Consider the following 15054-nt stretch of genomic DNA (forward strand, 5'->3'; position numbering starts at 1 on the left):
GGTGTGCGCCTGACAGTGGGATGACGAGAGGGGTACGACGTGGCGATCGAACTGGGACGCTTCGGGGTCTGGCACGGTGCGCAGCACTGGGGTCCGGAACTCGCGGCCGGGCTGGAGCAGGCCGGGTACGGCGCGCTGTGGCTGGGCGTGTCCCCGGGAGCCGGTCTGCGCGACGCCGAGGTGTTGCTGGCCGCAACGAATTCTGTTGCTGTCGGCACCAGCGTGGTGAACATGTGGAAGTCGCCGGCCGAGGAGGTGGCGGCTTCGTACCACCGGCTCGAGGAGTCGGCGCCGGGGCGGTTCCTGCTGGGGGTGGGCATCGGGCACCGGGAACGCACCGCGGAGTACAAGTCGCCGTACGAGACGATCGTGTCCTACCTCGACGAGCTGGACGACGCGAAGGTACCGGCCGATCGACGCGCACTCGCAGCGCTTGGTCCGAAGGTGCTGCAGCTGGCTGGTAGCCGCACTGCGGGCGCACTGCCGTACTTGACCACTCCTGAGCACACTCGGGAAGCACGCCGGAGTCTCGGTGGCGGCGTGCTGCTCGCGCCTGAGCAGAAGGTCGTGCTCGAGACCGATGCGGACATCGCGCGGACCACGGCCCGCGACTACCTGGCGACGTACCTTGCGTTGGGCAACTACGTCACGAACCTGAAGCGCCTCGGGTTCACCGACGACGACATCGCCGACGGCGGTAGCGACCGGCTGATCGACGCGCTCGTCCTGCACGGTTCGGCGGTCGAGATCGCCGAGGGGCTGCAGGCCCACCTGGAGGCCGGGGCCGACCACGTCGCGATCCAGCAACTGGGTCGCGAGGGCATCGACCTGCTGCCCGGATACGAGGCCTTGGCAACCGTTCTCCAATAGGGGTTGACGACACCTCTTGACGGCTGGCCCCAGCGGAGGAATATCAGCAGTAGACGCACCACATTTCGTGGTGCGCACACTGGAGGTGTTTCCCCATGACTGAGCGACACGAGTTGCGGTGGGGTGGCTTCGCCGGGCTGGCTTTCGTCGTCCTGGCTCTCCTGGGCAGGTTCCTGCCCGGCAACCCACCGAACATCGACGAATCACAGAGCGCCATCACCGCCTGGATCGCCGACAACCGCGACATGCTGCTGACCAGTGCGCTGATGTGGGCCGCGGCTGGCGGGTTGGTGATCTGGTTCGCGTCGGCCTTCGCCGAGGCGATGCGGGAGCGGGACGAGCGCAGTGACGTGCATCTGGCGTTGCTGGCCGGCTCGGTCCTGGTCGGTGGTGCGATCTTCGTGAACGCGGCGATGTCCGGTGCAATGGCGTTCGGGATCGACGGCCGCGACGCCGCGCTCACGATGATGCTGTTCCAGATGACGTCGGTGATGACCACGATGATCGGGTTCGCGGCAGCACTGCCGCTGGCCGCGGCCGGCATCGGAGTCATGCGCACCCACCTGATGCCGAACTGGCTCGGCTACCTGGCCCTGCTGGCAGCAGTGGTGTCCATCGCCGGCTCGTTCGGCATCTTCGCGTCGACCGGCACGTTCGCTGCCGGTGGCTTCCTGATGACAGGTGTCCCGCTGCTGCTCTCGGCACTGTGGATCGCCTGCGCCGGTGGCTACATGGTTCGCGAGCACCTGCCCGAAATGACGACCGGGGAGGCCGCCGTACCGCAGATGTGACGTCTCAGTCGCCCGGCAGCATCTCGAAGTCCGTGAAGTCGAAGCCGGGCGACACCACGCACGACACCAGCACTGCCTGATCTCCGGCCGGCCGCGCGGCCTGCCACGCGCCGGCCGGGATCACCACCTGCGGCTGCTCACCAGCCGCCACGTCCGGCCCCAGCGTGAAGGACTCGGCCTGCTCCGGACTGTCGCCGTACTGGAGTGTCAGCGGCCCACCGGAGTGCCACAGCCAGATCTCTGCCGACCGCACCCGGTGCCACTGCGACTCCTCCCCCGGCCCCAGCAGGAAGTAGATGGCCGTCGCACTGGCCCGCTTCCCGTCGTACCCCTCCGGCTCGAAGCTCACCTCGGACCGCCACGTCTCGCGGTACCACCCGCCCTCCGGATGCGCCTCGAGTCCCAGCTGCTCCGCCAAATCCGGTTTCGTCATGCCCCAATCCTCCGGCACAGTGCAAGACATGACAGAACTGCCTTCTGACTACCACCGCAACCTCCCGTACGGCGAGCGGATGTCGGCCGAGCCGTTCATCGGCGATCCGATGTTCCCGTTCGAAGGCGACCTGCAGGTCGACCCGCTGGCCGAGCCGGTGATCCCGGAACCGCCCCGACGCGGTGAGGAAGGCGGGGAACCGTGTGGGACCTGCGCCGCGCCGGACCGGTTCGTCATCTGGCGCGACGACCAATGGCAGCTGAAGGCGTTCGACGAGCACGGGCTGCCGTTCGTCGCGATCCTGGAGCCGCGGGAGCACTACCGGCTCGACACTCTGCCTCCGGAGCTCATTGCGACGCTCGGAGTGCTGATCCAGCGCGTGGCCGGGGCGATCGGTCGGCTCGATGCGGTGGGCCGGACACACTTCAACCGGTGGGGCGATGGGAGCGAGCACTTCCACCTGTGGTTCCTGGCGCGGCCGGTGGGGCAGATGCAGTTGCGTGGCGCGATGATCGCGCTTTGGGACGACATGCTGCCGAACGTCCCGTCGGAGCAGCACAACGAGTACGCACGGGTGGTCGCCGCCGCCCTGTGCGAGGGCGGCGGCGAAGCGGTTCTATCGGCCGCCGAGTGAGCGGGCGATCAGGATGTCGGTCTTGCGAACCGGAGGACCGTCGAGGTTGTCCGGGTTGTCCTCGCTGACGACGGTGCCGCCGGCGGCGACGCGGTCGAGGGTCTTGAGGCCGGTGCGGTCAACAGAGCCGAAAACGGTGTAGTCCGGGCGCAGCCGGGAGTCGGCGAAGACCAGGAAGAACTGGCTGCCGTTGGTGTTCGGGCCTGCGTTCGCCATGGCGAGCACACCGCGGGCGTAGACCTTGCGAGTGCCAGTGGTGTCGCCCGGCCAGTTCGGCAGGTCGGTCGGGAGCTCGTCCTTGTAGGAGTAGCCCGGACCGCCCTCACCGGTACCACTGGGGTCGCCGCACTGCAGGACCTTGAGAGTCGGGTACAGCGTGAGCCGGTGGCAGGTGGTGAAGTCGTAGAACCGGCTCTTGGCCAGGTGCAGGAAGCTCTGCACCGTGCAGGGTGCCTTAGCGCGGTCCAGCGACAGTAGCATCGGTCCCTGGTTGGTGGCGATCAGCACCTTCACCACGCCCTTGTCCGGCGTGTGCTTCGGGTCCGGCGGCAGCGAGACCGGCCGGGCCGGCGGCTCGTCCGGAGTCGTCGTGTAACCGCACGGGCCCTTGGTGCTGGTCGGCGGTGCGGCGTGCGCCGGAGTGGCCACCAGCAAGCTGGCCACCAGCACCGTTGCACCTACGATCGCTGCCTTCATCAGTTTCCTCCCACTGCCACAGTGAACAGCCGCAGGTCGCGGTTCTTCGGAAGCGTCATACTCACCGGCGTCCGGGTCAAGCTCACAGGCGCCGTGGCAAAGATGTGCGTGGTCACGTTGTCACGGCCGCCACCAGCCTCGTTCCGGTACGGCGTGGTGGCGACGATGACGTTGCCGAAGTGCACGGTGTCGCCGCCACCACCGAGTGTCCAGTCGCTGAAGGACAGGTCGATCGGCTGCGTACTGCCGTCGCTGAAGTTCAGCGTGGCGGTGGTTTGCTGGTTCCCGTTCACCGCGCTACCGATGAACGACAGCTTCGTCGTACCAGCCGGCAGGTTGAGGTTGAGCAGCTGACCGTCGGCAGGCACGTTGTCAGGGTCGCCAACCGGTACGTCGGGCCACGTGAACGTCAGCCCCTGCACGGTGCCACTGCCACCTGGTGTCAGACCGGCCGCGGCCAACGCCTGGCGCGAGTAGCTCACTCCCCCGCCGTCGTAGTCGGCCTCGTTGTGATCACCTGCGTCGTCAGAGGCGGCCGTGCCCTCGCGCAGTACGAAGAACGAGTTCGGTAGTCCAACAACCACAGTGAAACCGACCTGCGGTAGCGCAGCGCCGTCCGCGGCCTTGACGGACACAGTGACCGGGTAGCGACCATCCGGCGTACCGGGCGCGGCCGTGATCGTCACCGGCGCACTGCCGTCCTGCTCGACGCGGAACGAACCGGTGGCCGGATTCGCCGTCAGACCAGGCGGCGTCTTCACCGTGTAGGTCACGTCTTGCGGTGTGCCGCTCAGCCGGTGCGCCCCGATCGACACCGCGGCACTCGTGGTGCCCGGTGCGACGACTACTCGGCTCTGATCGGTCGATGTCTGGAACGGGATCTCACCGGTCCGCCACGACGGCGGTGCGTCGGACGGCTTCGAGCCCCACGACACGTTGGCCGACGTACCGAGTTTGAAGTCGAGAGTGCCGCCGTACCGGACGAAACTCTCCGGCAGCCACGGCTTGGTCGACGTACGCCCGTTCACCTTCAAGGACTGCACGTACGGCGCGTCTGCGCCCGGAGCGTTGATGCGGATCGTCCGACCGCCGTCGCGGTGGATCACAGCGCGCGGGAACAGCGGTGCGGCCACCTGGAGCTCGGAACGGCTCGGTACGTCGGGGTAGAGCCCGAGCGCGGTCCACACGAACCAGGACGACATGGCGCCCAGGTCGTCGTTCCCAGGGATGCCACCGGTGCTGGTGTTCCACAGCTGAGTCATGGCCTGCCGCAGCGTCTCCTGCGTCTGGTACGGCTTGCCGGTGAAGTTGTAGATCCACGGTGTGTTGATCGAGGGCTCGTTGTCCATCTCTGCATGCAGCTCACCGGCTCTGGTCAGCGCCCAGGTGCCATCCGGGTTCTTGAAGAACGCATCCAGCCGCTGGTTCGTCTTGTCGACTCCACCGATCGCATCGACCAGTCCGGCGCGGTTGTGCGGAACCATCCACGTGTACTGCGCACTACTGCCCTCAGCGAAGCCATCACCAGTCGACGGCGTGAAGCCGGGCCAGGCGCCGTTGTCGTCACGGTTCTGGATGTAGCCGCCGTTCTCCGGGTTGAACACGTTCTGCCAGTACTGCGACCTGTCCAGGAACCGCTTGTACGTCGACAAATCACCAGTCCGCTGAGCCAACTGCGCCACCGCGAAGTCAGCAGTCACATCCTCGAGCGTTTCGACCGCACCGCCCCAGGCGTTGGACTTGGTCGGGATGTAGTGCAGCGCAAGGTACTTGTCGAGCGAAGGCCGCTGCCCGATCGACATCACCGGCTTACCGGCCGAGCTGAGGTCCTTCTCGGTCGGAACCGTCGCCGCCTGCACCAGCGACTTCAGTGCACTCCGTACGTCGAAGTTCGTGCCACCGAACGCATAGATGCCAGCCACTGCCGGTGCGGCCGGGTCACCGGTCATCACCGCCGTACTGCCGGAGGCGTGGGTCCAGCGGTCCCAGACACCGCCGTTCTGATCGGCCTGGTTCAGCAGCGACTGTGCGATGTCACCTGCCTTGTCCGGTTCCAGCAACGCCAGCAACTGCACCTGCGACCGGTAGATGTCCCAACCCGAGAAGGTCGCGTACTGCGCCTGCTGACCACGCGCAACGCGATGCACCTTCTGGTCGAAGCCCCAGTACTGGCCGTTGACGTCGCTGAACACGTTCGGGTGCAGCAGTGCGTGGTACAGGGCCGTGTAGAAGGTAGTGCGCTGGTCGGTGCTCCCACCGGTGATCTCGATCCGGTTGAGCTGCTTTCGCCAGTCCTGCTTGGCTTTCGCAGCAGTAGCGCTCACCGAAGTGCCACGCGGGTTCTCAGCACGCAGGTTCGCCAGTGCGTTCGCCTTGCTCACGTACGAGATGCCGATGCGCATCGTCACCGTGCTGCTGTCGAACCCGACGTACCCACCGCAGCCCTTCTTCGCCGGCATCCACCCGTCCGCGCCGTACGTCGTACCGCCGCGTGCACTCGTGCTGTCCGGAGTGACCGTGCCGTCGGTCCAAGTACCGGTGTTCTTGAAGGGCTGGTCGAATTCGGCGACGAAGTGCAGCTTGTAGTAGCTACGGCGACCAACACTGGCCAGATAGCCGCAGAAGTTGCCACTGGTCACCTCACCGGAGACGGTGCGCGTCTTCGCGTCGATACTGACCTGCGCATCGCTAGAGCCGACCTCGGAGTTGGACGTCCGGAACAGCAGTGACTTCGCCTTGTCCGCCGGGAACGTGAACGCGGCCGACCCGGTGCGCGGAGTCGCACTCAGCTCCGCAGTCGCACCAGAGTCCAGTCCGACCTTGTAGTACCCAGCCTTGGCCACCTCATTGGCGTGACTGAACGTGCTGGCGTAGACCTCGTCCTTCGCATCACTCTGCGGCGAGCTGGTGACCTCACCGACGTACGGAAAGATCGGAATGTCCCCCGATCCACCAGCACACCCTGTGCCGCTCATATGCGTCAGGCTGAACCCACGGATCTTGCTGGCCGAGTACAGGTACCCGCCAGGCGCAGCCGTCCGGTAGGCATTCCCCCGACTGGTCTCCGGACTGAACGAAAACATCCCGAACGGCGACACCGCCCCGGGGAACACATTCCCCAGATTCGACGTCCCGATCAACGGATCCACATGCTCAGTCGGATCAACCGACGTACTGGCGATCCGGGTGGGTCCAACCACCTCCCGGATATCCAGCGGAGGCTGTGGCGTCGCCTGAGCCGACAGGCCCGTTCCGAGACCAGCAGCCAGCGTTGCGAGCACAGCAGTACCACGGCGCAGGGCGGTGCGCGACATAGGTGTTCCCCACCTTCGACATCAAAATTGGGCGGCGTGACATCGTTGTCAGCAAGAAATACCTGTAGTGACCGCACCTCGTCAAGCGTTAGGGCAGAGTCCAGTTCTGGGCCGGGCTGCTGTTGCAGTCGTACAGCTGCAGCTGGACGCTGCTGTCAGGCTTGCCGCCTGGCACGTCCAGGCAACGGCCGGACGGAACGTTCATCAGCACCCCACCGGGCCGCGGCCACCACTGCTGTGCCCCACTGCCGTTGCACGACCACAGCTGGATCTTCGTGCCGTTCGCTCGGCCACTCGAGGAGGCGTCGAGACAGTGGCCGCGCGCTCGCATGGTCCCGTCAGATGCCAGTGTCCAGGTCTGGTTGATCGTGGCGTTGCACTCCCACAGCGCCACGGGCGCTCCGACGTTCGGTGCGTCCCCCTGGGCGTCGAGACACTTCCCCGCGACCCCCTTCACCGCCGTACTGGTCCGCGGTTGCGCCGGCCCCACGTCGTACGACGGCGGCGCATCGGCGGCGGCACTCGCCCACGTCGTACTGGCCGTCGCACCAAGGGTGTAGTCGAGCGTGCCACCGGCCGCGACGAAGTCCTCTGACAGCCAGGCGCGGTTCGAGGCCTGTCCGTTGACCCGCAGGCTCTGCACGTACTTCACGCTGTCTGACGCGTTCGGTGCGTTGATGGTGATCGTCTTGCCGTTGCCCCGGTCAATTCTGACGGTCGGAAACTGCGGACTGGCCAGCACGAGCTCAGACCTCCCCGGTACCTGCGGATACATCCCGATGGCCGCCCAGACCGCCCAGGACGACATCTGGCCGAGATCGTCGTTTCCGACCAGACCGTCCGGCGTCGGCTTGTACAGCGACGTCAGCACGCGCCGTACGACGTCCTGGGTCTTGTACGGCGTTCCGGCGTACAAGTAGGCCCACGGGATGTTCGCGGACGGCTCGTTGCCCAGATAGGCGAACGCCTTGTGCGGACCGGCGTTGAGCTGGCTGAAGAAGTTGTCGAGGCGGGAGTTGACCGTGGCGTTGCCGCCCATCATGTCGAACAGACCGCGGTAGTTGTGCGGCACCATCCACGTGTACTGCGCGGCGTTGCCCTCGACGTAGGAGTCCTCCATTTCAGGGGAGAACGGCGGAAAACTCAGGTCGGCGTTCCGCGGCTGGATGATCCCGTTGATGTGCAGGTTGCGCCAGCCCTGCGACCGGCGCAGGAACTTCTCCGCCTCGGGTTTGTGCCCGAGCCGCGACGCCAGCTGGGCCACAGCGAAGTCGGCGACGTCGTACTCGAGGGTGCTGGCCGTCGCGCCCAGCACACCCGGCTGGCCGTGCGGGACGTAGCCGATCGCGTTGTACTGCTCGAACCCCGGCCGCTGTTTCGGGTCGGCAGCGCCGGCGACCATCCGCCACCAGCCCTCGTTCGCGTCGAACGACGTCGCGCCGAACGCGTACAACGTCGACAGCACGACGGGTATCGGGTCGCCGTTCATCACATCGGTCGGGGAGTTCAGGAACGTCCAGCGATCGTAGTAGCCGGTCTGCTCGGCCTGGTTCACCGCGGACTGTGCGATGTCCGACGCCTGCTCCGGCGCGATCAGCCCGAGCAGCGCGACCTGCGAGCGATAGATGTCCCACCCGGAGAAGTTCGCGTACTGCGTCTGTCCGGCCGGCGCGGTGTGCACCTCCTTGTCCATACCGACGTACTTGCCGTCGACATCACCGAAGACGTTCGGGTGCAGCAACGAGTGGTAGAGCGCGGTGTAGAAGGTCTTCAGCTGACTGTCGGTGCCACCACCGACGTCGATCCGGCCGAGCAGCGCGTTCCAGTCGGCCCGAGTGCCGTCGCGCACAGCGTCGAAGCCCCGGCTCCCGGTCTCGGCCGCGAGGTTCGCCTTGGCACCGTCGAGGCTGACGAACGACACGCCCACCCTGGCGACCACCGTGCGATTCGTACTGGTGTCGAAGGACACGAAGGCCGTGGCCCCGCTGGTGTTCACGCTGCTGAACGGGCGGTCGAAACTCAGGTGGAAGTAGAGCCGGTACCTGGTCGACGTGAAGCAGAACCCACCACTGTCGGCCCACCCCGAGATCGTGTCGGTCCCAACCGTCACCGACCCCGTCCCGCCCATCGCAGATTTCGCCGCGTCCACCGACAGCGACGCCTGCTGACCGGCCGGATAGGTGAAGCGAGCACCGCCACTGCGCTGCGTGGCCGTCAGCTCGGTCCGCAACCCGTTGTCGAACGTGACCGCGTAGGCACCAGGAGCGGCCGACTCGTTCGCATGACTGAACGTCGAATGCTCCACCGGAGCACTGCCGAGAACAGGCATGATCGGCACGTTCCCCAACGCCTTACAGCCGGCCCCGGACAGATGCGTGAGGCTGAATCCCGCGATCCGGTTGTCGCCGTACTTGTACCCGCCTTGCGTCGGCTCGGCGGTGTCAGGACTCCACTGCACCATCCCGAACGGCGCGACCGCCCCCGGGTACGTGTTGCCCGCTCCCCCACCATGCCCGAAGTCCGGCCCGCCGTCCTGCGTCCCCACGAACGGATTCACATACTGCGCAGGATCAGCAACCTGCGGTATCACCTGAACCACCGGCTGAGCCGCCTGCACGACCGGCGGAGCAACTGCGACAACGAGGGCGAGCGCGAGTGCACGAACGAACATGGCGGCCTCCGGGCGGTAGGCCGCCATGATTTCCCGCCCAGCCGACGCCAGCCACGCTTTCCATCCACGTCGAACCGGCCCGCGTTATCGTCGGCAAGTGATCAACGGAGCCCACGTCATCATCTACAGCCAGAACGCCGAAGCCGACCGAGCGTTCCTGAAAGACATCCTCGGCTACCCCCACGTAGACGCCGGCCACGGCTGGCTCATCTTCAAACTCCCCCCGGCCGAAGTCGCCGTACACCCAACCACCACCACCGAGTCCCACGAGCTCTACCTCATGTGCGACAACCTCAACCAAACAGTCGCGGACCTATCCGCCCAAGGCGTCGAGTTCCCCCACCCACCCGAAGACCAAGGCTGGGGCATCCTCACCACAATCCGCCTCCCCGGCGGCAGCAACCTAGGCCTCTACCAACCCCACCACCAACCGGCCTACGACCTCTGACGAGCACTCGCCGGCCCGCCGGTTCACGGGGTCGATCCGCCGGCCGTCAACGCATACGCGCCGGTCTCGCGCTTCAGGCGCGACGCCTTGGTTTCGCCACCTCCCACCGCGCTCAGGTGGGCATGCGTCGGTACGACGATCACGGCGATGTCGCGACGGTTGACCACCTTCACAAGCGCGTCGAAGGCGGCCGGATCAGTGGCGAGGTGTTCCACGAAGACCTCGCGCAGGACGAGGCCTCGCAGGTGCGCGAAGAGCGCCAGTTGCTCTGCTGTCTGGTCGAGTTGCGCACAGGTCATCGATGGGTACTGCCGCAAGTAGCCGACCGCCGATGTGAGCTGGGCGGGACAACCGCTCGATCCAGTGCTGCTCATCGCTTACTCCCCTCAGGGTGACATCGAGAGTGAATATTCCAGATTCAAGATGGAATATCAATCCAAAATGTGGATCTTCTGATGGGATATTCCATCTCGATCGGCATCACGCTAGGCTTCCGCTGTCATCGCCCCTTGACCGAAGGAGAACCCCGATGTCTCAGCTACGGCGGATCGCTGGCGATTGCCCGGACAACAAGACATGCCCGGCGGCCTGGACGATGGACACCGACCCCGACTCGGTCTACGTCGTCGGCTCGATCGTCGAGGACCTTCAGGACCTGCTCGCGAAGGCCGGCCCGGGCGAAGCAGTGGTGCGCGTCCCTCGAAGCCTGTGGGAGCGCCGTTGATGTTGCCCGAAGAGCAGGTGGACGCGATCTTCGAAGGGTTCTCGCACAGCGCATTTCGCCTTGAGACCCTTGACTACTACCACGTGGGGTCGGACGGCGGTGACGTCGCGCGCTATCTCGCCGGCGCACCCGAACCGGATCCGGATCGCAAGGGACCGTGGCTGAACCAGCTTCGCGCCGAACGGGCGGCCGGGAAGCTCAGGCACCGCGTCCACGTCCTCCGTACGCCGTTGAGCGACTACCTTCGCTACGAATGCGAGTGGGGGTATCTGCCGAACGCTGCCGCCGGGGAAGAGATCCACATCCTCGATCTCTCCGAGCACCCACTGCCGACCGAGGTCGAACGGCTCGAGGACTTCTGGCTCATGGACGACGAGACGGTCCTGCGTATGCACTACGACGAGCTGGGCGTGTATCTCGGCGCCAGCCTCGCCGAGGACGTCGTACCGTATCGTCGGAGCCGCGATGCCGCCCTCGCTGCCAGCACAACCTTTGGCACCTGGTGGAGCGATCATCCCGAGTACTGGCGTGCCAACCAACAAGAATCGGAGAAGCCGAGCCACGCATGACTGGTGCGGACGACACCTCGGGTGCTCTCGATCTGGCCGCGGTACTGCGTGAGTTCCGGCGCCGTGCCGGTCTCGGCGGTATCGAAGCCGCCCGCCGGGCCGGCGTCAGCCAGTCGAAGATCTCCAAGCTCGAGAACGGCGCGCTTCGAGCAAGTCCCGAGGACGTCCGCTCGCTGTGTGACATCTACGGTGTTCCCGCCGCTGAGCGCGAGAACCTGGTCAGGCTGGCCTCCGATCTGAAGGCCGAGAGTCGCCTGTCCAGAGTCGTCATGACCCGAGGCGCTGCGCGGCTCCAGCATCACATCGGTCAGCTGGAAGCGAAGGCAACGCTACTGCGCAGCTACCAACCCGCGATGATTCCAGGTCTCCTGCAAACGCGCGCCTATGCGAGGCTCGTCTTCGGTGGTGGCCTGTCGGACGACGAACGCGACGCGGCAGTCGATGCCCGCTCGAACCGGAGCAGCGCCCTGGACGACGACACCAAACAGTTCAAGCTCGTAATCACTGAGGGCGCACTGCGATGGCAGGCCGGCAACCCGCAGGTGATGGCTGATCAGCTCGACGCCATCATCACCGCGTCACGCCGCCCGAACGTACGTCTGGGTGTGGTTCCGTGGACGACGCCGGTCGAGGTCTTCTGCACACACGCCTTCCACCTCTATGACTCCGCCGCCGTGCTCATCGGAACCGAGATCGCCTCAGCCATCCTCGATTCCAGCGACGACGTGAGCGTGTACGACGAACTCTTCGATCGACTCGAGCTCGTCTCGTCCACAGGTGACGACGCCCGCCGAGAACTACTTCGAATCAGAAGCGACTACCAGCTACTCGGCCGATGACAGGTAACCGCACTCTGCTACTCGTGACCTGTGGGGCTCCGCTTGCGGCGCGTCTCGAGGACGGCGTACGTGTTGCCCGTGAACTGGGCTGGACGCCGTACGTCGTTCCTACCGACTCGGCTATGCCGTGGCTCGACGAGCTGGACCTGGGTGATGTGCCGATTGTCGTGGGCAATCGAACGCCTCATGAGCCTAGGCGCACACCGCCTGCAGATGGTGTTGTCGTTGTCCCTGCAACGTTCCATACGCTCAATGCCTGGGCGAGTGGGATCGCCAGCTCGTATGCATTGACCACGCTGTGTGCGGCTCTTGGCTCTCGGACACCTACGGTTGCTGTGCCGTACGCCAGCGCCGAGCTCACCAACCACCCTGCCTGGTCCGTGTCGGTTGCCATGCTCCGGCAAGCAGGTGTGCGAATCGTTGACCCTCAGACTGGCTCGACCGAGTCGCTGGAACCAGTGGAATCAGGCACGCGTGGGCGAATCGTCGGAGAGTTCCGCTGGGACTGGGTGTTCGGCTGCCTCGCGCCGCGGAGGTAAGCAGGCATGGCCAGCCACCGGGGGTTCGGGCTGCGGGCGGTAGCCCGCAGGGTCCGGGCGGTAGCCCGGGAGGGAAGTAAGGGCGGGCGGGTGCGCGCGTAGCTGGCGCGACGAAGGAGCGACTGCGTAGCACGCGGGGGAAGAACTCCCTACAAATCCTTTGCCGGCCAGGGGGAGTCGGCTGGGCGGAGGGTTTCGAAGCCGGGGCCGTTGAGGGCGGTCCAGGCGGCTAGGGAGCCCATGACGAGGATGGGGTTCTGGAGGTGGCCGGCCAGGACTGCACCTACCACCTCGACGAGGGGGGCCCAGACGGTTTCCATGTCCGCCTCTTCGTGGAGGCGGGTGTAGGCCTCGTCGGCGGGTGAGAGGTCGCGGGCCAGGAAGATGCGGACGGCTTCGTTGGTGAGGCCGGGTGAGGTGAAGGCGTCGACGAGGATTCGCCAGTCGGCGGCCTTGGTGCCGGTTTCTTCCCAGAGTTCGCGTTCGCCGCCTAGGCGGTACTGCTCGCCTTGTACGTCGAGGAGTCCGGCCGGCGGTTCGAGCAGCCGGTAGCCGACCGGGTGCCGGTACTGGCGCACCAGGAGCATGCGGTTCTTGTCGTCGAGGGCAACCACACCGACTGCACCTGGATGCACGACTACGTCGCGGACGAACGTGTCGCGGCCCGGAGGTTCGATGGTGTCGCGACGGACCGAGATGACTCGGCCCGTCGAGTGCACCGTTTCCGACGACGAGACCGGCCACTTCTCCGGTACGTCGGCCAGTCCGGCGCCGAAACGCAGTTCGGGGTGGTCCATCAGGCCTTGACCGTCTCGGCCTTGGCCTTGGCAGCGGCGGGCTTCTTCGAAGGCGCGGGCTCCTCGACGGGAAGGCGGGACTCGCGCTGGCGGACCAGGGCGGCGGCGACCAGGCCGGCGAACAGCGGGTGCGGCTTGGTGGGGCGCGAGCGGAGCTCGGGGTGCGCCTGCGTGGCGACGAAGTACGGGTGCTGGGCGCGGTCGAGCTCGATGAACTCGACCAGCTCGCGGTCCGGCGACAGGCCGCTGAACACCAGGCCGGCGGTCTCGAGCTTGTCGCGGTAGGCGTTGTTCACCTCGTAGCGGTGGCGGTGCCGCTCCTGGATCGTGGCGGCGCCGTACAGGCTGCGGACGATCGAACCGTCGGCCAGGTTCGCCGGGTAGAGGCCGAGGCGCATCGTGCCGCCCATGTCGCCACCACCGGCGACGATGTCCTTCTGCTCCTCCATGGTCGCGATCACCGGCTGCTCGGCGTCCGGATCGAACTCGGTCGAGTTCGCCTCCGTCAGGCCGGCCAGGTCGCGCGCCACCTCGACCACCATGCACTGCAGGCCGAGACACAGACCAAGGATCGGTACGCCGTTCTCGCGGGCGAACCGGATGGCGCCGATCTTCCCCTCGATCCCACGCACCCCGAACCCACCCGGAATGCAGACCGCGTCCACATCGCCGAGCAGCTTCGCGGCACCCTCCGGCGTGGCGCACTCGTCGGAGGCGATCCACCGCAGATTGACCTTGGCGTCGTTGCCGAAACCGCCGGCCCGCAGCGCCTCGGCGACGGACAGGTACGCGTCCGGGAGGTCGATGTACTTGCCGACGAGAGCGACCGTGACCTCGTCCTTCGGGTGGTGCACGACCTTCAGCAGCTCGTCCCAGCGGGTCCAGTCGACATCGCGGAACGGCATGTTCAGGCGGCGGACGACGTACGCGTCCAGGCCCTCGGCGTGCAGCACCTTCGGGATGTCGTAGATGCTCGGCGCGTCGACGGCCGCGACCACGGCCTCCAGGTCGACGTCGCACATCAGCGAGATCTTCTTCTTCACACCCTCCGGGATCGGCCGGTCGGCACGGCAGACGATCGCGTCCGGCTGGATACCGATCGAGCGCAGCGCGGCCACCGAGTGCTGGGTCGGCTTGGTCTTCAGCTCACCGCTCGGGGCCATGTACGGCACCAGCGAGATGTGCAGGAAGAAGACGTTGTCCCGGCCGACGTCGTGCCGGACCTGGCGTGCCGCCTCGAGGAACGGCAGCGACTCGATGTCGCCGACCGTGCCGCCGATCTCGTGCAGGACGACGTCGACGTCGGGGCCCGCCATCGCGAGCATCCGTTCCTTGATCTCGTTGGTGATGTGCGGGATCACCTGGACGGTGTCGCCCAGGTACTCACCGCGGCGCTCCTTGGCGATCACGCTGGAGTAGACCTGGCCGGTCGTCACGTTCGCGACCTGCGACAGGTCGCGGTCCAGGAACCGCTCGTAGTGGCCGATGTCGAGATCGGTCTCGGCACCGTCGTTGGTGATGAACACCTCGCCGTGCTGGAAGGGGTTCATGGTGCCGGGATCGACGTTGAGATACGGATCCAGCTTCTGCATGGTCACCCGGATGCCCCGTGCCGTCAGCAGACTGCCGAGGCTTGACGCCGTCAGCCCCTTGCCGAGACTGGAGGCCACGCCACCGGTGACGAAAACGTGCTTGGTCTGCTGCGAGCTCGAAACCCTGTCCACGGGCC

The 15054-nt window shown here is 66.3% G+C and carries 15 protein-coding genes; 8 read left to right on the plus strand and 7 right to left on the minus strand.

Annotation, left to right across the window (positions count from 1 at the left end; genetic code table 11):
• Positions 1–39 precede the first annotated feature (39 nt).
• Both ACFTSF_RS25705 and ACFTSF_RS25710 read left to right on the plus strand, forming a co-directional pair.
• A complete protein-coding gene (locus ACFTSF_RS25705) occupies positions 40–870 on the plus strand; it encodes an LLM class F420-dependent oxidoreductase (RefSeq protein ID WP_380156209.1) in 831 nt (276 codons plus the stop codon).
• 95 nt (positions 871–965) lie between these two features.
• The gene (locus ACFTSF_RS25710; protein ID WP_380156211.1) at positions 966–1661 is read left to right on the plus strand and encodes a DUF4386 family protein; all 696 of its coding nucleotides are present in this window, start codon (positions 966–968) and stop codon (positions 1659–1661) included.
• A gap of 4 nt (positions 1662–1665) precedes the next feature.
• Here the strand turns inward: ACFTSF_RS25710 and ACFTSF_RS25715 are convergent, their stop codons facing one another.
• Positions 1666–2094, minus strand: coding sequence for a cupin domain-containing protein (locus ACFTSF_RS25715; RefSeq protein WP_380156213.1), 429 nt, complete (start codon positions 2092–2094; stop codon positions 1666–1668).
• A 28-nt stretch (positions 2095–2122) separates the two neighbouring features.
• Between ACFTSF_RS25715 and ACFTSF_RS25720 the strand changes: the two genes are divergently transcribed.
• Complete coding sequence (locus ACFTSF_RS25720) at positions 2123–2728, plus strand: hypothetical protein (protein WP_380156215.1); 606 nt, start codon at positions 2123–2125, stop codon at positions 2726–2728.
• Here ACFTSF_RS25720 and ACFTSF_RS25725 read toward each other — a convergent pair.
• The 3 genes from ACFTSF_RS25725 to ACFTSF_RS25735 all read right to left on the minus strand — a co-directional run bounded on the left by ACFTSF_RS25725 (position 2711) and on the right by ACFTSF_RS25735 (position 9436).
• The gene (locus ACFTSF_RS25725) at positions 2711–3424 is read right to left on the minus strand and encodes a peptidylprolyl isomerase (RefSeq protein WP_380156217.1); all 714 of its coding nucleotides are present in this window, start codon (positions 3422–3424) and stop codon (positions 2711–2713) included. The genes ACFTSF_RS25720 and ACFTSF_RS25725 overlap by 18 nt on opposite strands.
• On the minus strand, positions 3424–6738 hold the full coding sequence (locus ACFTSF_RS25730; RefSeq protein WP_380156219.1) for a GH92 family glycosyl hydrolase: 3315 nt from the start codon (positions 6736–6738) through the stop codon (positions 3424–3426). Before ACFTSF_RS25730 ends, ACFTSF_RS25725 begins: the two co-directional genes overlap by 1 nt.
• 88 nt (positions 6739–6826) lie before the next feature.
• Positions 6827–9436, minus strand: coding sequence for a GH92 family glycosyl hydrolase (locus ACFTSF_RS25735; RefSeq protein WP_380156221.1), 2610 nt, complete (start codon positions 9434–9436; stop codon positions 6827–6829).
• Between the two features lie 70 nt (positions 9437–9506).
• Here ACFTSF_RS25735 and ACFTSF_RS25740 point away from each other — a divergent pair, with 70 nt between their 5' ends.
• Positions 9507–9857, plus strand: coding sequence for a VOC family protein (locus ACFTSF_RS25740; RefSeq protein WP_380156223.1), 351 nt, complete (start codon positions 9507–9509; stop codon positions 9855–9857).
• A gap of 23 nt (positions 9858–9880) precedes the next feature.
• On the opposite strand, the gene ACFTSF_RS25745 is transcribed toward ACFTSF_RS25740, so the two are convergent.
• Positions 9881–10231: a hypothetical protein gene (locus ACFTSF_RS25745; RefSeq protein ID WP_380156225.1), complete on the minus strand. Its 351-nt coding sequence runs from the start codon at positions 10229–10231 to the stop codon at positions 9881–9883.
• Positions 10232–10386: 155 nt separating this feature from the next.
• Here ACFTSF_RS25745 and ACFTSF_RS25750 point away from each other — a divergent pair, with 155 nt between their 5' ends.
• Genes ACFTSF_RS25750 through ACFTSF_RS25765 form a run of 4 tightly spaced genes read left to right on the plus strand, consistent with a single transcriptional unit; the run spans position 10387 to position 12528 of the window.
• Positions 10387–10581 (plus strand): hypothetical protein, encoded by a 195-nt coding sequence (locus tag ACFTSF_RS25750; RefSeq protein ID WP_344154452.1) that lies wholly within the window; start codon positions 10387–10389, stop codon positions 10579–10581.
• The gene (locus tag ACFTSF_RS25755; RefSeq protein ID WP_380156227.1) at positions 10581–11150 is read left to right on the plus strand and encodes a DUF6879 family protein; all 570 of its coding nucleotides are present in this window, start codon (positions 10581–10583) and stop codon (positions 11148–11150) included. Before ACFTSF_RS25750 ends, ACFTSF_RS25755 begins: the two co-directional genes overlap by 1 nt.
• On the plus strand, positions 11147–11989 hold the full coding sequence (locus ACFTSF_RS25760; protein ID WP_380156229.1) for a helix-turn-helix domain-containing protein: 843 nt from the start codon (positions 11147–11149) through the stop codon (positions 11987–11989). Before ACFTSF_RS25755 ends, ACFTSF_RS25760 begins: the two co-directional genes overlap by 4 nt.
• Positions 11986–12528: a flavoprotein gene (locus ACFTSF_RS25765; protein WP_380156231.1), complete on the plus strand. Its 543-nt coding sequence runs from the start codon at positions 11986–11988 to the stop codon at positions 12526–12528. The genes ACFTSF_RS25760 and ACFTSF_RS25765 overlap by 4 nt, the downstream gene beginning before the upstream one ends.
• A 149-nt stretch (positions 12529–12677) precedes the next feature.
• On the opposite strand, the gene ACFTSF_RS25770 is transcribed toward ACFTSF_RS25765, so the two are convergent.
• Both ACFTSF_RS25770 and ACFTSF_RS25775 read right to left on the minus strand, forming a co-directional pair.
• A complete protein-coding gene (locus ACFTSF_RS25770) occupies positions 12678–13325 on the minus strand; it encodes an NUDIX domain-containing protein (protein WP_380156233.1) in 648 nt (215 codons plus the stop codon).
• Positions 13325–15049 carry a CTP synthase gene (locus tag ACFTSF_RS25775; RefSeq protein ID WP_344154440.1) on the minus strand — a complete coding sequence of 575 codons (1725 nt, stop codon included), beginning with the start codon at positions 15047–15049 and terminating at the stop codon, positions 13325–13327. The genes ACFTSF_RS25770 and ACFTSF_RS25775 overlap by 1 nt, the downstream gene beginning before the upstream one ends.
• Between the last annotated feature and the right edge of the window lie 5 nt (positions 15050–15054).

This window comes from Kribbella sp. NPDC056951, from assembly GCF_042674205.1.
Classification (GTDB): domain Bacteria; phylum Actinomycetota; class Actinomycetes; order Propionibacteriales; family Kribbellaceae; genus Kribbella; species Kribbella yunnanensis.